The organism is Nocardia sp. NPDC051929, assembly GCF_044548645.1.
GTDB classification, from domain to species: domain Bacteria; phylum Actinomycetota; class Actinomycetes; order Mycobacteriales; family Mycobacteriaceae; genus Nocardia; species Nocardia sichangensis.
The window spans coordinates 1-18,643 of the sequence record NZ_JBIUCG010000027.1 but is presented as its reverse complement, the minus strand read 5'-3'; the positions used below and the strand labels follow the sequence as shown (position 1 = coordinate 18,643).

At 66.3% G+C, this 18,643-nt stretch carries 15 protein-coding genes; 5 read left to right on the top strand and 10 right to left on the bottom strand.

Features of this window, described 5'->3' with window-relative positions; genetic code table 11:
- The first annotated feature begins 244 nt into the window (after positions 1 to 244).
- A complete protein-coding gene (locus ACIHAX_RS31165) occupies positions 245 to 3,067 on the top strand; it encodes an aminotransferase class I/II-fold pyridoxal phosphate-dependent enzyme (RefSeq protein ID WP_397281231.1) in 2,823 nt (940 codons plus the stop codon).
- On the opposite strand, the gene ACIHAX_RS31160 is transcribed toward ACIHAX_RS31165, so the two are convergent.
- Positions 3,026 to 3,769 (bottom strand): TetR/AcrR family transcriptional regulator, encoded by a 744-nt coding sequence (locus tag ACIHAX_RS31160; protein ID WP_356965518.1) that lies wholly within the window; start codon positions 3,767 to 3,769, stop codon positions 3,026 to 3,028. The two genes, ACIHAX_RS31165 and ACIHAX_RS31160, sit on opposite strands and share 42 nt — an antisense overlap.
- A 96-nt stretch (positions 3,770 to 3,865) precedes the next feature.
- On the opposite strand from ACIHAX_RS31160, the gene ACIHAX_RS31155 reads away from it, so the two are divergent.
- Both ACIHAX_RS31155 and ACIHAX_RS31150 read left to right on the top strand, forming a co-directional pair.
- Complete coding sequence (locus tag ACIHAX_RS31155) at positions 3,866 to 4,729, top strand: NAD(P)H-binding protein (RefSeq protein ID WP_364436498.1); 864 nt, start codon at positions 3,866 to 3,868, stop codon at positions 4,727 to 4,729.
- Positions 4,730 to 5,203: 474 nt separating this feature from the next.
- Positions 5,204 to 5,506 carry a hypothetical protein gene (locus tag ACIHAX_RS31150; protein WP_356965520.1) on the top strand — a complete coding sequence of 101 codons (303 nt, stop codon included), beginning with the start codon at positions 5,204 to 5,206 and terminating at the stop codon, positions 5,504 to 5,506.
- A 315-nt stretch (positions 5,507 to 5,821) separates the two neighbouring features.
- Here the strand turns inward: ACIHAX_RS31150 and ACIHAX_RS31145 are convergent, their stop codons facing one another.
- The 9 genes from ACIHAX_RS31145 to ACIHAX_RS31105 all read right to left on the bottom strand — a co-directional run bounded on the left by ACIHAX_RS31145 (position 5,822) and on the right by ACIHAX_RS31105 (position 15,989).
- Entirely contained in the window at positions 5,822 to 6,988 is a 1,167-nt protein-coding gene (locus tag ACIHAX_RS31145) for a cytochrome P450 (protein ID WP_356965521.1), read from the bottom strand.
- Between the two features lie 325 nt (positions 6,989 to 7,313).
- Positions 7,314 to 8,486, bottom strand: a complete 1,173-nt coding sequence (locus ACIHAX_RS31140; protein WP_364436491.1) for an aminoglycoside phosphotransferase family protein — start codon at positions 8,484 to 8,486, stop codon at positions 7,314 to 7,316.
- A gap of 135 nt (positions 8,487 to 8,621) precedes the next feature.
- Complete coding sequence (locus ACIHAX_RS31135) at positions 8,622 to 9,023, bottom strand: hypothetical protein (protein ID WP_397281228.1); 402 nt, start codon at positions 9,021 to 9,023, stop codon at positions 8,622 to 8,624.
- Positions 8,972 to 9,352 carry a MerR family transcriptional regulator gene (locus ACIHAX_RS31130; protein ID WP_397281226.1) on the bottom strand — a complete coding sequence of 127 codons (381 nt, stop codon included), beginning with the start codon at positions 9,350 to 9,352 and terminating at the stop codon, positions 8,972 to 8,974. The genes ACIHAX_RS31135 and ACIHAX_RS31130 overlap by 52 nt, the downstream gene beginning before the upstream one ends.
- Before the next feature lie 28 nt (positions 9,353 to 9,380).
- Positions 9,381 to 10,760, bottom strand: coding sequence for a serine hydrolase domain-containing protein (locus ACIHAX_RS31125; protein WP_397281224.1), 1,380 nt, complete (start codon positions 10,758 to 10,760; stop codon positions 9,381 to 9,383).
- A gap of 379 nt (positions 10,761 to 11,139) precedes the next feature.
- Complete coding sequence (locus tag ACIHAX_RS31120; RefSeq protein ID WP_397281222.1) at positions 11,140 to 12,378, bottom strand: TMEM143 family protein; 1,239 nt, start codon at positions 12,376 to 12,378, stop codon at positions 11,140 to 11,142.
- A 139-nt stretch (positions 12,379 to 12,517) separates the two neighbouring features.
- Positions 12,518 to 12,901: a hypothetical protein gene (locus tag ACIHAX_RS31115; protein ID WP_397281220.1), complete on the bottom strand. Its 384-nt coding sequence runs from the start codon at positions 12,899 to 12,901 to the stop codon at positions 12,518 to 12,520.
- A gap of 61 nt (positions 12,902 to 12,962) precedes the next feature.
- A complete protein-coding gene (locus ACIHAX_RS31110) occupies positions 12,963 to 15,530 on the bottom strand; it encodes an ATP-binding protein (protein WP_397281218.1) in 2,568 nt (855 codons plus the stop codon).
- 153 nt (positions 15,531 to 15,683) lie between these two features.
- Positions 15,684 to 15,989 (bottom strand): hypothetical protein, encoded by a 306-nt coding sequence (locus ACIHAX_RS31105; RefSeq protein ID WP_364436481.1) that lies wholly within the window; start codon positions 15,987 to 15,989, stop codon positions 15,684 to 15,686.
- A gap of 328 nt (positions 15,990 to 16,317) precedes the next feature.
- Here ACIHAX_RS31105 and ACIHAX_RS31100 point away from each other — a divergent pair, with 328 nt between their 5' ends.
- Both ACIHAX_RS31100 and ACIHAX_RS31095 read left to right on the top strand, forming a co-directional pair.
- A complete protein-coding gene (locus tag ACIHAX_RS31100; RefSeq protein ID WP_364436537.1) occupies positions 16,318 to 17,022 on the top strand; it encodes a response regulator transcription factor in 705 nt (234 codons plus the stop codon).
- The gene (locus tag ACIHAX_RS31095; RefSeq protein ID WP_397281216.1) at positions 17,000 to 18,547 is read left to right on the top strand and encodes a sensor histidine kinase; all 1,548 of its coding nucleotides are present in this window, start codon (positions 17,000 to 17,002) and stop codon (positions 18,545 to 18,547) included. Before ACIHAX_RS31100 ends, ACIHAX_RS31095 begins: the two co-directional genes overlap by 23 nt.
- Positions 18,548 to 18,643 lie beyond the last annotated feature (96 nt).

Sequence of the window (18,643 nt, the reverse complement as noted above, 5' to 3'; positions counted from 1 at the left end):
TCCCTCCGACGTAGTCGCCGAGTTCGACTTCGCTATCGCGACGAAAAGTCGTCACACGATCATTGTAGGTACCTCGCTTCGGCGCCACGGAAATATCGCGGGCGGCCATCGAGCGAGAACCGCGGCGAGGAACCTGCCGAGGCGCTCTCTTCGCTCGGCTAGGAATTCGATCTGCCGCGAGGCACAATTAGGTCTATCGCGTTCGACAGATCACTTCGCCCATCGAGGGGGAGGAACTGACGACATGCACCGAGACGGCGAGCGCCCGAAAGGGCTTTCGGTTTCCGCGCTGGCGGCGGTGGCGAACCCGTCGTACTCGCGAATCGACACCTGGAATCTGCTCGACGACGCGTGCCGTCGGCTCGCCGATGTCAATCGGGCCGGGCTGGACGCCACCCACGAAGCCGCTCGGGTGCGGCGTCTTCTCGATCGACTCGGCACCTATGAGCGGTACTGGCTGTACCCGGGACCGGCGAGATTGGCGGCGTTTCGCGATTATCTCGCCGATCTCGCGACGGCGCGGCTCACCGACGAAGTGTCGCTGGCCGTGCGCCTGCTCTCCGAGTACGGCGACCGTGCGGCTTTGTTCGACACCTCCGCGCCGATGGAAGATCAGGAACTCGTGGCGCGGGCCAAAGAGCAGCAGTTCTACACCGTCCTGCTCGGCGACGACGCTCCGCCCGACGCTCCCGCGGGCCTGGCGGAGAGCCTGCGGGCACTGCGCGACCCATCGGACGATGTGCAGTTCGAACTGCTCGTCGTGGCGAGCATCGAGGACGCCATCACCGCCGTCGCGTTGAACGGCGAGATTCAGGCGGCGATCATCCGGCACGACCTCCCCCTCCGTTCCAGCGACCGCGCGCCGTTGATGACCACGTTGCTCGGCGCCAACGAAGACGTGAACGTGACCGACCGCAACCACGACTGGGTCGAATGCGGCGAGTGGATCAGGAAGCTGCGACCGCATATCGACCTGTACCTGCTCACAGACGAGTCGATCGCCGCGGAGACCGAGGACGAGACGGACGTCTACGATCGCACGTTCTACCGCCTCAACGACGTCACCGACCTGTACAGCACGGTGCTCGCGGGCGTCCGCAGCCGGTTCGCCACACCGTTCTTCGATGCCTTGCGTGCCTACGCGGCCGCGCCGGTCGGCCAATTCCACGCGCTTCCCGTCGCGCGTGGCGCCAGCATCTTCAACTCCAAGTCGCTGCAGGACATGGGCGAGTTCTACGGCCGCAACATCTTCATGGCCGAGACGTCGTCCACCTCCGGCGGGCTGGACTCACTGCTGGACCCACACGGCACGATCAGGGCGGCGATGGACAAAGCCGCCGAGACGTGGTGCGCCGATCAGACGTACTTCGTCACCAATGGCACATCCACCGCGAACAAGATCGTCGTGCAGGCCCTGACCCGGCCGGGCGACATCGTCCTGATCGACCGCAATTGCCACAAGTCGCACCACTACGGCTTGGTGCTCGCCGGAGCGTACCCGCTGTACCTGGATGCCTACCCGCTCGCGCCGTTCGCGATCTACGGAGCCGTGTCCCTGCACACCATCAAGAAGGCACTGCTGGACCTCGATGCGGCCGGACAACTGGACCGGGTGCGGATGCTGCTGCTGACCAACTGCACTTTCGACGGCATCGTCTACAACCCCCAGCGCGTGATGGAGGAGGTTCTGGCGATCAAGCCGGACATCTGCTTCCTCTGGGACGAGGCGTGGTACGCGTTCGCGACCGCCGTGCCGTGGGCGCGACAGCGCACCGCGATGGTTGCCGCCGAGCAACTCCGATCGATGTTGTCCTCGCCCGGGTACGCCGAGGAGTACCGCGGGTGGCGTGCGTCGATGCGGGGAGTCGACCGTGCCGAGTGGAGCGAGCGCAGGCTGCTTCCCGACCCCGAGCGTGCGCGGGTGCGCGTGTACGCGACGCATTCCACCCACAAATCGCTGTCCGCGCTTCGGCAGGCGTCGATGATCCATGTCCGCGACCAGGATTTCAAAGCTCTCGTCCGCGAGACGTTCGCCGAGGCGTTCCTGACCCACACCTCGACCTCGCCGAACCAGCAACTCCTGGCGTCGTTGGACCTGGCGCGCAGGCAGGTCGACATCGAGGGCTTCCAGCTGGTCCGCAACGTCTACGACATGGCGCTCGTGTTCCGCCACCGCGTCCGTAAGGACCGGCTGATCGGGAAGTGGTTCCGCATCCTCGACGAGGACGACCTGGTGCCCGACGAGTTCCGCCCCTCCGAAGTCATCTCCTACCGGCAGGTCAGACAGGGTGGCTTGGCGGAATGGAACGAGGCGTGGCGGTCCGATCAGTTCGTGCTCGACCCGACCCGGGTCACCCTGTTCATCGGCAAGACCGGCATGAACGGGTACGACTTCCGCGAGAAGATCCTGATGGACCGGTTCGGCATCCAGATCAACAAGACCTCGATCAACAGTGTGCTGTTGATCTTCACGATCGGCGTCACCTGGTCGAGCGTGCACTACCTGCTCGACGTGCTGCGCCGGGTCGCCACCGACTTCGAGAGAAGCCGGAGCGCGGGTGGCAGGGCCGATCGCGCCCTGCAACAGCGCCGGGTCGAGGAGATCACCAAGGATCTGCCCGCACTGCCCGATTTCAGCGAGTTCGACAGCGCTTTCCGTCCCGACGGCGCCAGCTCGTTCGGCGATATGCGTTCGGCCTTCTACGCCGGGTATGCGGAGTCCGACCGCGAACACGTCCTGCTCGGCGATGCCGGGCGACGGCTCGCCAAGGGGAAGCCCCTGGTATCGGCCACCTTCGTGGTGCCCTACCCGCCCGGCTTCCCGATACTGGTTCCAGGGCAGGTGGTCTCGACGGAGATCCTTTATTTCCTCGCCGACCTCGACGTCAAGGAAATTCACGGATACAACCCCGCCCTCGGGTTGTCGGTCTTCACCGAAACCGCGCTCGCGCGGCTGGCCGCGGCTCGGCACCCGATTGCCGCGGCATCCGACGGTGTCGGCGCCGGGAAGATCGAGGGTCGGCGATCAGCCGTCGGCGGCAAGGCGGTTCAGCCACTCCCGCAGTAGATCTTGCTCCGCGCTGCTGAGGGTCGTCTGCTCGGGCAGTGCGGCGCGCAAGGCGCGGGCGGCGCCTGCCGGGCCCGCGTCTCGCACCGCCGGTTGTTGGTTGGTGACGGCGGCGACCATCGACTCCCGCAGGGTGGTCAACAAGGCCGGGTTACGCCGCTCCTCGCGCAGCGAGAGCCAGGTGAGCACTGCGCCGCGCGCCGTGGCATGGATGATCTGGGCCGCGAGTTCCTCGTCGACGCGCAGCCAGCCGCCGGCGGCGAGGCGCCGGATTCGGCCCATCAGGATCTCCATGCCGGCCTTGAAGGCAGCCGAGGTGGTACCGACGGGTTCGGTGTACATCAACGTGTACAGCGCGGGGTTGGCCAAACCGAATTCGACTGCGACGTCCCAGCCGGCTCTGAGGTCCTCGATGGGGTCCGGCGGATCGGGGTCGACGTGCTTGGTGGCGAGAAACGCGGCGAAGCCGTGCTCGGCCACCGCGTCGAGCAGCCCGTCCTTGTCGCCGAACAGCCGGTAGATGGCCGGCGGCTGCAAGCCCGCCGCATCAGCGACCGCGCGCGTGGTGACCGCGTCGCGACCCCCACGCGTCAGCAGGTCGATGGCGGCCTCGATGACCCGCTGCCGGGTCTGCTCGCGGCCCGTGGCCGTGCCGGACTCGACGGTAGTTGCGTCATCGGTGCCGCGTGCGCGCGATGTCATATATCAACGATACCGCTTCACTGGTTCCATTGTTAGTATCAGTGATACCATTCAAATGTTTCCATTGGAACCATCGCCGTAACACAGGAGCGCATCGTGATCATCGTGACCGGAGCCACCGGACAGCTGGGACGTCAGATCGTCGAGAGACTGCTGACGCGCGTACCGGCGGACCGAGTCGGCGTCAGCGTCCGCGACCCGCGAAAAGCGCGGGCGTTCGCCGAGCGAGGGGTACGGGTACGCGAGGGAAGCTTCACCGACGCCGCCGGCCTCGCCAACGCCTTCGAGGGCGCCTCTCAGATACTCATCGTCTCCGTCGACAAAATGGGCGAAGAGTGCGTCGAACAACACCGCACCGCGATCGAAGCGGCCGTCGCCGCGGGCGCCCGGCGCATCCTCTACACCAGCCAGATGGGAGCCAGTGCCTCGTCGCACTTCCAGGCGTGCCGTGATCACGCCGCCACCGAGGACGCACTACGCGCCTGCGGTGTGCCGTTCACGTCGCTGCGCAATGGCTTCTACGCCACCAGCGCGGCGCACTTCCTCGGCCACGCAGTGGAATCCGGTCAGCTCGAACTCCCCGCGGACGGGCCGTTCAGCTGGACCGCGCACGCCGACCTCGCCGAAGCCGCCGCCGCCATCCTGGCCGACGAAGGCCGCTTCGACGGCCCCACGCCGCCGCTCACCGGAGGGCAAGCGCTCACCTTCGACGACATCGCCGGTATCGCCACCGAGATCACGGGCCGCGCCGTGACGAGGACCACGACACCCGACGACAAGTTCCGGGATGAGCTGGTGGGCCAAGGCGTTCCCGCGCAGCGGGCGGATCAGTTGCTGGGCATCTTCGCCGCCAGCCGAGTCGGCGAGTTCGCCACTGTCGACCCGACACTGGCCACCCTGCTCGGTCGCGAACCCGTCACCTTGAGTACGGTGCTGCGCGAGCAGCTCTCCCACGTTTGATGGCGTGTCGGCAGAGCGAGCCCGCAGCGATCGCCGAAAACTGTTGCGGGCCATCGTGTTCACGCGCTGGGTGACCGGCATTCGTTTCGATCCGGAGATCAGCGCGTGGCCTGCAGGATGATCGCCTTGTAGTCGGTCCACTCCGCTCGCCCGGCCAATGCGGCGGAGTCGGCGGTCGCCGCCGATTGCCAGGCTGCTGTATCCCGATACGCCATCCTCGGCGGTCCCGATTCCGCGGCCGCAGACGATGTCGCCGCCCGTGCTGATCGAGAACGCGATGCCGTGGACGACGCGCAAAGGTGTCCGCGTGGGCAACCGGAACCCGACACCTTGGTGGGATCGAACCACGAGAAGGGTGCGCTGCCGCGCACCCTGGGTGTCCTTTCGGCCCGGACCAGCGTCGATGAGTCTGGACAGCGTCATAAATGACGACAGCGGGACCTTCCCGCCACACCGACACGAAGGAGCACCCATATGACCATCGACCAGCGCTCGACCCACCGCACCCGCCGCTTCGCCCGCGCCCTGGCGATCGCCGCAGCACCCGCCCTGCTGGGCATGGGGCTGCTGACGGCCGGCGTGGCCCAGGCCGGCCAGGACCCCAACCTACCGACCTGCTCCTGGCCCAACCTGGCATGCGGGCCGCAAACCAACCTGACTCCCGGCGGCCAGACCAACCTCACCCCCGGCAACGCGGCCAGCGCCACCAGCATCCCCGCCGACCGCACTCCTGGCGGCCCCCACCGGCCGCCTCACGTCCGGCCGATCGCGGGGTAGCGCCAGTTGATGATCACGGTGCGTACGTGCGACCCCGCCGCACTCGAGCGGGGTCGCGGCGAAGCCCGGTGACCGTACGGCGACAACGATCTTTCCGAGCGCGGCCAGTGGTCGGAGGGAAGTCCCGGCATCGCGCGACCCGCACGTTCGTAGACCGGGCGGATAGCAGACCCGGTCCGGGCCCGCCACGCCAGCAGAAGCAGTTCCGCCCGATCGAGAGCGGTCAGCACCTCACGCCGCCAACTGTCGTCGGGTGTGTAGCGGCGCGCACCTGTCGTATGACGGCCGCAGGCCGCAAGCCTCGACAGCGTTGCGTCAGATGTTCAGCGGAGAGGTCGGGGGGAAGGTGACCGGCAATTCGGTCAGGGCGCGGTGGAAGGGGCCCGGTCGCCACTCGGGAGTTCGGTTCGGCAGGTTCAGTTCGATCTCCGGCAGTGCGTCGAGGAGTTGGTCGATGGCCTCTTGCGCGATCAGGTAGGCCAGCGGACGCGCGGGGCAGGCGTGCGGGCCGAGACCCCAGGCCAGGTGGGAGCGGTTGCCGGTCAAGTCGCCGGTGCGGATCGCGGGGTCGTTGTTGCACGCGGCCATGCTGATGACGACGGGCTGATGCGCGGGCAACCAGACGTCGTCGATGAGGATCGGGTGACGGGGATAGGTGATCAGCAGGTTCGCCAGTGGCGGGTCGTTGAACAAGACCTCGTCGATGGCATCGCGGGACGACAGGTTTCCGCCGAGGATACTGTCGCCGAAGCGCTCGTCGGTGAGGATCAGCAGCAGGGTGTTGGTGATCAGGTTCAGCTGGAATTCGATGCCGCTGCCGTACACCTGGGACACGTGGTGCGACGCCTCGACGTCGTCGAGCCGGGCGGGATGCCGCAGCAGTACCGAGGTGATGTCGCGCTGGGGTTCGGCGCGTTTGAGTGTCACGAGGCTCATCAGCGCCTCGCCGAGCATCTGATTGCCCTTCTCGGCGTCGACACCCTCGAGGAGGGCGGCCGTACCGGCGGCGACCTGCGCCCCGATCTCCGGCGGGCAGCCGAGCAGATAGTTCACCGCTTGGAAGACGAGCGGGAACACGTACTGGCGGATCAGCTCGGCGGACCCGTCTTCGCAGAACGAGTTGATCAGCGGGGTGGCCAGTCCTTCCACGACGGAATGGAGGGCATACAGGTCGACCTCATCGATGCTGGCGGTGATCGCCCCACGGTAGCGGGTGAAGTCGGTCCCGGCGCTGCGACTGGCCATGGGCCGCCACTCCAGCAGGGGAAGAATGGGGCAATCCGCGGGGATGTTCTTCTGCCAGGCGCGCGGGTCGGCCGGGAAATGGTCGGGATCGTTGAGGATCCGCACCGCGGTGCCGTAGCCGATCACCAAGGTCGCCGGGACGCCGGGGGCCAACTCCACCGGCGCCAAAGACCCATAGCGCCTGCGCATCTCGCGGTACACACGGTGCGGATCGGCCGCGAACTCGGGCGAGTACATGGGCACTCGCTGTTCGTCGGATTCGATCGGCGAGCCGTGGAGGACCGGGCACGACCCAGCCGGAGCATGAGATTGCGGCGTACTCAAAGAGCGAACTCCAAACATTGGTGTTGCACAACGTGACTGCTGAACCACCGCTCCCTGCCTGGACACTGCACTGGAGCGAACTCACGGCGACTGTGCCGGAACCAAGCGATGGTATAGCGCGCGTGGACCGTGACCCTCACCGCGGACGAGAACAAGCTTCGCAGAATGCCTGCCGATCCGCTGCGCGGCCGGAATCGACCCGGCCGCGACAACACGGAGGCAGTGGACGAACTCGGGGTCAGACGCCGAGAGCGTCCAGTGAGTCGTGGTCGTCGATGGCCGTGGTGATTCGCTTCAACAGCGTCAGGCAAGTCTCCACCGGCTGCATCTTGGGTTGATACGCCGCCCTGCCGATCGTGAACGCCCACGCCGCGTACGCGAACATGGACTGTTGCCGGTACGCCAGCCACGCGTCCTCGAACGACGGCGCCTGGCCGCCGAGGGCTCCGAGTTCGTCCAGGTAGGCCGCCAGCAGTTCACGGTCCCAAGCACGCCGGTCCTCGGGCTCGCATCCCGAATTCACGGTATAGGCGAAGTCGTGTGCCCAGCCTCCCCGCATCACCACCTGCCAGTCGACGAATCCCATTCGCCCGGCGGCGGTTCGATATGTCTGCCCGATGTGCGGGTCACCGTGCAACAGAGTCTGCGGAAGCTCGTTCGTCGCGTTGTCGATCGCCCGCTCGACACCGGCCCAGAGCCGGTCGGCTCGGTCGTGCAGGGCCTCCGGGACCACCGCCGCGGCGCGGCGCAGACCGACCTCGCAACGCTTCTTCATGTCGATGGCGGCGAGGTATGCCCGCAGCGCCTCGGTGGTGGTCTTGAGGTCCGCGATCGACGGGTGATTCCAGAAGGTGCGGTGGAGTCGAGCCAGATTGCGCACCAGGTCTTCGATCTGGTCCCGGGCGACCGGGGCGTTCGGCTCGACGAACTGCGCACCACGGGTCGAGGCGATGTCTTCCATCAAGGCGATCGATCGCCAGGACGCCGAATCGGCGGCACCCCAGTAGCCGATCGGCGCTTCGATGTCGACCTGGGGGCGGAAGTCACGGAAGAAACGGGTTTCGCCGTCGATCATCTTTCCGCCACCGAGCAGGATGCGTTGCGAGAAGGCCGTCGTCGTCTTCGCGAAGAGGTCGGTCGGCAAGCCCGCCTGCCGTCCCGCGTCGTTGTAGTCGACGCGAATCGCGACGCGGGTCGATGTTCCGCGGCTGCCGTTCGCGGTTTCGAACGAGAGCACCTCGGCCCCGGGGACATCGCGGCACAGCACGGCCGTCAGCCACTGTGGGGTCAGCGTCTCACCCGACACCGGGACGTCCTCGACGTCGCGCGCCTTCGGCCGGAACACTTTCTCGCCGATGATGTGAGCACCGACCGTGACGGACCGTCCGAGCAACCAGAGCTTGTGGTTCATACGCTTGCCTCGATTCCGGAGTACGACATGACCGCCCGAGCAGTCCGGATCGCCGGCGCACGGGTCCGCAGGACAGTAACGCACTCTCGAAACAGCTGTACCGCAATGCGATTGCCGAGCCGATCCGGGCGGTTGCTACTCGGTGGTCGCCTTCTGCGCGATCTTCGTCAGCCGTTCCCAGGCGGGCGAGGTGACTCCGACGGATTCGTTCACCAGGCGGACCAGTTTCGGATCCAGCGCCGGGGTGGTCCGGCCGGCTCCGGTGCGTCTGCCGATGATCCACCGGCGGGTGCGGTCGGCGAGGTCCACCAGCCGCGGGTCGTCGGGGGACCAGTCGAATGCCGCGTCGTAGTCGAGGTAGATGGCCCGGAATCGCGGATCGTCGATGGCGTCGAGCTTGTCGGCGACCCAGTCCGACGCCTGTTCCGGAGCGACCGATTGCAGCAGAATCCAGATGTCGCGCTCCATCCGGACCGCCCGGTCGCTCACCCCGAGTTCGCGCAGGCGCGCGAGGTATTCGGCGACATCGGCGGACACGAACAGACGATCGCCTGAGCCCAGTTCGGCGATCTGCTCGCGGGTGCGGCGTATCTCCTCGGCGCGTTCGGCGAGCATGCGGTCGATCTCGGCGATCGCCGCCGCGAACTCGTCGGAATTCCGGTCAGCAATTCCTTGATCCGCGCCAGGGGCACGCCGGATCGCGCCAATGTCTTGATCTTGACCAGATCGATGGCGTCCTCGGCGCTGTAGCGGCGATAGCCGGAGGAGTCGCGCGGCGGCTCGGGCAGCAGGCCGCGTTCGTGGTAGACGCGCACGGCCTTGATCGTCACGCCCGCATACCGCGCGAGCTGCCCGATCGTGATCACGCCTGTCTCCCTTCGGTGCCCGCCGCCGTCATCGCACCCGGGCGAACAAGCGCCCGGCGAGATCGATTCCGGTCACGGCGGCGGAATCGTCACGGGTGAAGAACCCGCGTTGACCTTGCAGACCGCCTTCGGTGACGATGTACTCGTCCGCGTCGCCGGCCAGCAGGCCGAGGGTAGCCGGTGGCAGGTCGGGCGGCAGATCGGTCACCGCGGCGGCACGGATCTCGGGTTTGATGGCGCATTCGATCGTCAACCTTGCCCCGTCGGTGTCGAGCGTCAGCCGCATCATCTCGTTCTCGTAATGCCCGACGATCTCCCCTGCCCGCGCCACGTCGTAGGGCAGCGGCTCCGGATCGCGTTCGACCACACCGAGGTAGTGTTCGAGCACCCATTTCACCACGGTCCGGTTGAACGCCAGCCCCGTGTCCGGGCCCGCGTTCGACGTCACCGCGACGGCGAAATCGCGCTCCGGCACGATGAGCAAGTCGGCGAACTGACCGTTGCCCGACCCGCCGTGCCCGATGGTCGCGACACCGTTCACCTCGCGCAGGAACCAGCAGATCCCGAGCGCGTCACCCAGGGTGCTCCCGCGCAGCTCCACGGTCTGCTCCCGCATCCGGTGCAGCAGTTCGGCGGGCAGGATGCGCTCGCCTGCCTCGGTCCGGCCGTCGCCGAGGTGGAACCGCGCCCAGCGCAGCAGATCGCGGACAGACGTCGCCACGCCACCGCCGGGATTGTTCGCGCGGTTGTCCTTCCATTGCCGGGCGACGGCGAGCACACCGTCGGCGTCGACGTTGTGACCCACCGCGAACCGCCGGGTCATGACGTCGTCGACGGAATAACAGCTGTGTGTCAGCCCGAGCGGTTCGAACAACAGCGACGCGACCGCCCGTTCGAAGGTCGACCCGGTGACGTTCTCGACGACCCGGCCTGCCAGATTGAACCCCGCCTGACTGTAGGACGCCCGCCCTCCCGGTTCCGCGATCAGCCGCGCCTCGGCGAGTTTCACCGCGTGCCGTGCCAAAGCGTCGTCTCCTTCGCCCGTGTCGACGCCGAGCTTCCATTCCAACCCGGCCGTATGGTTGAGCAGCCGCAACACAGTGATCTCGTCCGTGGCCGCATCGGCAGGGGCGAATTCCGGGACGTACCGCCGCACCGGCGCGTCCAACTCCACCCGTCCCTCGGCGACCAACCGCAGCAATGCGGTCGCCGTATACGTCTTGCTCACCGACCCGACCACGAACATCGTGTCCCGGTCGACCGGAAGCGGGTTGACCACACTCGTAACCCCGTGGCAAGCGAAGTCTTCTCGACCGCCGACCGTCACCCCGACCGCGACACCCGGTACGCCCAACGTTCCGGCCGACGCCGCGACGAATTCGGGCAATTCCGTGTTCATCTCGTTCATGCCACCATGCTCGAACCCTGCCCCTGGGGTAATGTCAAGCCCTTGCCCGCGGCGGTGATCAAACGGCCCTGACTCCGCTCGACTGGGTGCCGTTGTCCTCGCCGCGCATCGTGTAGACGCGCTCGAGGGCACGTCCATAACGGCATGATCCCGAAATGCGCTCGCCGGTAGACGCATCGACGAAACCTATGTTCGACGGGCTCGACGTTGTCGAGACAACCGTGCCACTCCGTGAGCAGTGGTTGAACTGTGCCGGTCGGTTGGCCGCCGGTTTCCTGAATAGGCCTGTGTTCGCGTCAGCCGCAGTTCACTGAGCATTCGAACAAGCTCGCCGAACTCGCCGCCGACACCGTCGGCTCGGCGGCCTGGTTGCACAGGCTCACGCCTTCGTCAGCCGGTTGGCGGACATGGAAAAAAGGTTGTCCCAGTGATGGTCGAGCCGCTGTTTCGCCTCGGTCGGCGGCACGGCGCTCAGCGTGCCGTGCTCGTCCTCGACGAGAAGTTCCCACCTCCGGAGTCTGCGCAGTCCGTCGCGGATCTGGAAATCGAAGGTCGTCCCCCATTGCCGCCGGAACCAGTCCTCCACGCGCCGATCGAGTTCGGTGGCGGTGAGCGGCCGATCGGCGGTGCGCAGGAAGTGGTATGCCAGCACGGCTTCCTTCACCTCCGAATCCTCGGCGGCACCGAGCAGATGGTGGAACACTCCCGCATCATTGTCGAGGTTGCGGAAATAGAGATGCTCCGACAGCGTCTTCATCAACTTGATCTTGCGGTTCTTGAACTTGGAGAACTGACGCACCAGATAGCCGCCGAAGGCAGCCAACCCGGCGCCGAGGGTCACCAGCGTGGCTTGATCCAGCCGCACGGATTCCTCGCGCAACCCCACCCAGAACGCCAGCAGCAAGAGCAGCGGCCCCAGCGAAGCGACCAGCTTGGTGGCGACCACGACGATCCCCGAGACCACCGCGGGCACACCGATCAGCAGTTTGTCCAGTGGCCGCATCCGCACGCGAACGCTCGGATACAGCATCTCGAGGTCGTTTCTCGGGACGTTCTGGAACAACTTCAGCAGCACACCGCCGTTGGGCCGATCCGCGACCGCCTCCGCGCGCTCGGTGAACGCGACGTACACCAGAACCTTGCCGTAGCTGGTGAATTCGATGCTGCGCCGCCGTAGACCGAACAGCCACCGCACCTGCTCGGTGCGCTGCGCGACCCCGCGGCGGAAGAACATCGCCGTTTCGATGTCGTCCGCGTCGACTTCCAATCGCACCTTCACCAGCGAGTGCTCGGCGAACGCGCGATCGATCTCAGCGGCATCGATGCGCGTGAAATCCGCCGACTCGGCCAGCGCGACCAGCTCGCTCTCCACCCGCGCCCGCGCGGCGGCCCGGTGCTCGGGGGTGGCAAGACGGATCGCCCGTTCGTCCTCCGCTGGATCGACCACTTGATAGGCATCGAGCACAGCCTCACCGCGCACATGGAACTCGTTGTGCACCAACGCCGCCAGCAGACGCGCGAACTCCACGAACGACTCGCGCTCCGCTTCGGGGAGTTCGTCGGCACACAGCGATATCACCGCGCTCTTACGGAAAGGCAGGAAGTGTTCGGCGTCCATCGGCAACTCCTTTCGGCGGACCCGCCCGTCGGTCACAACCCTATGGGGAGGCCGCGATCCACCGCGTAAGTGACGGTCCGGCACTCGGCTGCGGTATATGGATCTCGAAGAAAACGACCGATCACGCCGAGGAGAGGATCTACACAGCGGGGTTGTCGCGTCCGCCGAGCTGGACGTTTCCGATATCGCGCGCCTGTACGACGTGCCCGTGGACCTGGGCTTGCCCGCCGATCGTGTTGATCACAGCCTCGTCGGCAGCGGCTTGCTGAGTGTGATCGATCCAGGTGCGAATGAGGTCTGCGAGAACCGGATCAGCAGCGGCACCGTTCATCAAATGCCCGGCCAAGTCGATCGCACCGTCGCGATCGTCCTGCGCTCGCTGCAGTGCGCGATCCGCGCGATGTTCGTCACCGAACGCACGCCGCGTCAAACGCGCCAGCCCGTTCCACGCACTCTTACCGGCCTCCCCCGCCGCCGCTTGCGTGATCAATGCGAGCAACACGCTCAAGGAAATCGGGTCCATCTGTCCTCCTACATGTATCGGGGCTCGAAGATGCAGAGCATCGGGCGCCATGTTCCTGTGTCTATGCGTCGACCGGACCGTCTGATCCATGATTCGGCGAAGGGGACCCCCGAAGGGATGATTCGATCGAGTCGAGCAATGATGCCGCAGCCGCATCGTCGAATTCGTCTAGCAATGACAATGCTTCGCTCCAGTAACGCGCCGCATCATCCGGCTTCCCGAGTTCGACCGACACGTGAGCGAGGTGGTCGAGCGCCACTGCCGTACCCCACCTACTGTGGATACTGCGGTAAAGCGCAATCGCCTCTAGGTGGAAGCTCGCCGCTTCATCCCACCGGCCGAGCAGCCCGTAGGTGACGCCTGTAGCATCGAGCGCATCCGCTTCCCGGTTGCGATCGCCGAATTGCCGACTGGTGACCACCACACGGTGATACGTGACCAGCGCCGACTCGAGGTCACCGCTGTCCTTCTGGATGTCGCCGTGATAAAGAAGGATGGTCGCTTCGCCCAGTTTCGAAGGCGACTTCGTGAGTACTGTCTCAGCCCAGCGAGCAGCCTCGTCATATCGGCCCAATTTGTGAGCGGCGCGCATGACGCTTATCAGGGCGACAATTTCATGTGTAGGGTGGTCTGAGAAACGGCCTGAGCCGATGAGTTCTTTCGAACTATCGTAGGCTTCCTGGAACTGGTCGAAATTTATGTAACCCCACAGTCGGTTTGCCAGCACGATCACGACGATGTCGGAGTGGTCGTACTGTTCGGCTAGCATCTCCGCTTGATCGAGATACGCGTAGGCGAGATTCGGTCGCCGAGCGGAGATGCTCATGAGTGCCAGCAGATTCGAGGTCAGTGCTTCGCCCCGGTGATGGCCGATCTGCCGGAACAGCTCGAGCGCTGACCGGCCCGTCGCTTCGGCTTCGTCCAGATGATGACTCTGCCGATACGCCATACTCAACGACTCCAAAAGTAGCGCTTCGGCCGCGCTGTCGTTCAGCCGTCGCGCGCCTTCGAGCCCGAGTTCCGTGGTGAGCAACCAGTCGTCGAAGGCGTTGATCACAGGGAACAGCCGATGAAGCAAGATCGGGATCTGCCAGGCCGTTCGATTCTTGCCGCTCTTGACGGCCAGTCGCACACAAGCAACGAAATTGGCGCGTTCGGCATCGAACCAGGCCGACGCCACGCCGGAGTCTGTGAATACCAACGGTTGAACACTGTCCGGCGGCGCGTCGGGGTGGATATCCTGAATCGGTTCGACGAGGCGGATCGGTAGATTGGTCAAGCAGTTCGCGATCGTGTGCACGTACCATGCCAGGACTCGCTCGATGGCGGCGTCACGGCCCTCGGTGGTGTCCTCGTGCCCGACCTGGTCTACTGCATAGGCGCGCAAAAGGTCATGGCACTGGTAACGGTCGTGGCCGATTTGATCGAGTAGGTGCGCTCCGACAAGTACGTCCAAGAGCCGGCTCGCCTCGGCGACAGGGACAGCGGCAATGGCCGCCGCGGCATGGACCGAGAATTCTGGACTGGGATGCAATCCGAGCAGCCGGAACATGCGCGCGACCTCGGCAGGCAATGCTCGATACGACCAGGCGAATACCGTCCGCACCGCGTCGGCCTCATCGTCATCCTCGGCCGACAGCGCGGACCATAGATGTGACTCGTCTCGAAGGTTGCCGATCAGTTCACCCATCGGCATATGCGGTCGCACCGCCGCGCGCTCGGCGGCGATCCGCAGCGCCAGCGGCAGCCGGGCACACAGCTGGGCGAGTTCGGCGATGTCCTGTTCGGTATCGCCGGAACGATATCCATCGACGGTCTCGTACAGGAGTGCGACGGCCGCGGATTCGTCGAAAAGGTCGAGGGTCAGTCGATGCGCGCCGTCGCGGGCGACCAGGCCCGAGAGCCGGGAACGGCTGGTAACCAAGACCAGACAGCGCCCGGCACCGGGAAGCAGGGGACGAACCTGTGTGACCGTGGCCGCATTGTCGAGAACGATCAGCACCCGGCGTTGCGCGAGCAGCGAGCGAAACAACGCGCTCCGCGTCTCCAGATCCGGTGGCAACGCCGCCGGGGCAACTCCCAATGCGGTCAGAAATCGTTCCAACGCTTGGCCGGCGGTGATCGGTTCACCAGGGTCGTATCCGCGGAGGTTGACATACAGTTGACCGTCGGGAAACCGGCCCCGGACTCGATGCCCCCAGTGCACGGCAAGCGAGGTCTTCCCCACCCCCGCAGTCCCGGTCAGCACACACACCCGGGCTGATCCAATCCTCTCTGAGCCATTCTCGAGCAGGCCGTCCAGCTGCTCGATGTCTCCGAGTCGGTTGACGAAACCGCGGACATCCGCCGGCAACTGGGCGGGAACGGGCACAGTCTCACCGCCCGCGCTTCGGCCAGGAGGATGAAAGTGAATCCCACCGGCGATGTCTCGGGCCTGCACCACATCGCCGGCGCTGCCCGACAGATCCGAGCGAGTCCCACCCGGCTCGCGACCGGCCTCATCGTCTCTGCTTGCGGTCATCAACCCCCCAATGCCAACCCACAGCAGGATTATCCGCCGAATCGAGAGGCCCTGGCAGTCGATGTGATCAAACGGCTGAACATTCGAATGACCATCGCTGATCGGCACCCGCGATCTTCTGCCCGCTCATCGGTGCACCGCGATCGGGACGCACTGCTCCACCAGGTGTGCACCGAGCCGCATTCGTCCCGGGCAGGCGAACGCCACAGTGGACCGCGAGCGCGGCGGTGGACGTTCGGTCCGCCGCCGCGCTCGATCTGTTCAGTTGTTCAGCTCATGTGTTGTGAGGTGCAGCGGATCACTGTCCGGGCTGGCACTGCGGCGGCGGGCCGTCCGGGTGATCACCGGGCGGAGGACCCTGACGGTCACCGGGCGGCGGGCCCTGGTGATCACCGGGCGGAGGACCCTGGTGATCGCCAGGAGGCGGGCCCTGGTGATCACCGGGCGGAGGACCCTGGTGATCGCCGGGAGGCGGGCACTGTTGTCCGGGCACCGGTCCCTGGCCCTGGGGCGCATCAGCGCCGGCCACACCGGCTCCGATGCCGAGGGCGCCGAGCGCGAGCGCACCGGCCACGGCGCTCATTGCCAGCTTCGATGTGAAACTCATCTGCGTTCCTCCTGTTGTCGGATCAGGTCCGAAACCGTCGGCCACTGCTCTGCGGCCGACGCGAGAATCGTTGAGTCTCAACATTTGTCCCTCGTTGGCGGAAGCTATGTGCCAGCTGTGAACCGACCGGCTTCGCATACCCGCACCTCCGCCGCGCGAGCCCGTTTCCGCTGGTCGCACCCTCACAGCAAACACATAGCCGCACCACAGCGGACCCCAAGCGTTACTCGCCATGGTGAAACGATGTCCGCGACGACCACCGGGAACGGGCCGGCCGAACGAATTGTCATGCGCCGCGCCGACGGCAGCCCGATCACCGTGCTCGTGGTCGACGACGAGCCCGTTCTGGCCGAGATGATGTCGATGGCGTTGCGCTACGAGGGATGGGAGGTCACTACCGCGGGTGACGGCCGGACCGCCGTCGCCAAGACCCGCGGGGCCCGCCCCGATGTGGTTGTGCTCGATGTGATGCTGCCGGACATGACCGGGCTGGAGGTGCTGGGCAAACTACGCGCACAATATCCGGACCTGCCGGTGCTCTTGCTGACCGCCAAGGACTCGGTCGAGGACCGCATCGCCGGGCTGACCGCGGGCGGCGACGACTACGTCACCAAGCCCTTCAGCATCGAGGAGGTGGTGCTGCGGCTGCGCTCGCTCCTGCGCCGAACCGGCGTCGCCACCGAGAACAGTGACGCGCAGCTGGTGGTCGGTGATCTCGTGCTGGACGAAGACAGTCACGAGGTCACCCGAGCGGGCGATGTGATCGTCTTGACCTCCACCGAGTTCGAATTGCTCCGGTTCTTCATGCGCAACCCGAAACGGGTACTGAGCAAGGCACAGATCTTGGATCGGGTGTGGAGTTACGACTTCGGCGGCCGGTCCAACATAGTCGAGCTGTATGTCTCCTACTTGCGGAAGAAGATCGATAGTGGACGCGCGCCGATGATCCACACCCTGCGCGGTGCCGGGTATGTCCTCAAGCCCGCAGGCTGAGGCGGCGCGCCGGGTGCTGATGCCACGGCGCTGGTCGCTGCGGGCACGGCTGTTGGTCGGGCAGGTGCTGTTACTGGTGATCGTGGTCGTCGGTATCGGCGCCGCGACCGAATTCGCGCTGCGCCAGTTCCTGGTACACCAACTCGACACCGAACTGATCGATGTGCAGAAGCGTTCGCTCGGCGAGGTCGGCGGTGGCCCGAGCCTGGGCCCCCGCCCCAGCGGTGAGCAGCCGCCGCCGCTGCCTCCACCCCCGCCACCGCCGCCGAACAACGGCCCGGGACCCGACTTCCTCAACCGGCGCGGTATCCAGCCCGACATGATCGGCGCCATCGTCCACGAAGGTAACGTCGCCAAGGCGGGCCGCAACGCGGCCGACGGCACTCAAGAAGCGTTGTCGCGGGCCGCGCAAGAGCAGCTCGCCGCGGTGGCGGCCAACGGGAAGCCGGTCGACGTCGATCTCCGCGGCCAAGGCCGGTATCGAGTGGTCGCGGACACCACCTGGTCGGGCGACATCGTCGTCACCGGCCTGCCGTTGACCGCCGTCGACGCGACGCTGTTGCGTGTTCTGTTGATCTTGGCGATCGTCACGGCGGTCGTCTCGATCGTCGCGACACTGGTCGGCATCTGGCTCATCCGGCACGCTCTCGCGCCGCTGGATCGGGTCGCGGCGACGGCCGCGCGGGTGGCCGGACTCGAACTGCGGCGCGGCGAGGTGGTAGTGCCCGTCCGGGTTCCGGTCGCGGACGCCGATCCGCGCACCGAGGTCGGACAGCTCGGCGCGGCGGTCAACCGGATGCTCGATCACATCACGGGTGCGTTGTCGGCACGCCACGACAGCGAGACCCGGGTCCGGCAATTCCTCGCCGACGCCAGCCACGAGCTGCGCACCCCGCTGGCCGCCATCCGCGGCTATGCCGAACTGGCGCAACGCAAACGAGCCGAGGTGCCCGGCGAGGTGGCCAATGCGATGGCCCGGGTGGAGTCCGAGTCCCGGCGGATGACGGGTCTGGTCGAGGACATGCTGCTGCTGGCCCGGCTGGATTCCGGGCGCGGGCTCGAACACGAACCGGTGGATCTGACCCAGCTCACGGTGGACGCGGTGAGCGACGCGCACATCGCGGGGCCAGAACATCACTGGGATCTGGAGCTGCCCGACGAGCCGGTGGTGACCACCGGTGACGCGGCCCGGCTGCATCAGGTGCTGGCGAACCTGCTGACCAACGCGCGGGTCCACACCGGCCCTGGCACAACGGTGCTCACCTCGCTGGAATTCCACGGCGACGGAGGAGCCGTGCTGCGGGTGACCGACGATGGACCCGGAATCCCGGAAACCTTGCAGCCGACGGTGTTCCAGCGTTTCGCGCGCGGCGACTCGTCGCGCTCCCGGCGGGCGGGCAGCACCGGCCTCGGTCTGGCGATCGTCGCGGCGGTCGTCAAGGCGCACGGCGGTGACATCTCGGTGGCCAGCGAACCCGGCCACACCGCATTCACCGTGCGTCTGCCCGGTGCGGGAAGCGGCTAGTTGTGATGTCCAGGGAGGTTGTCCGGCCTACTCACTGTGGTGAGTCCGGCTGACAGGTGAAGGCCTCCGGCTGTGAAGTGGAGCTGTCTAGGAACC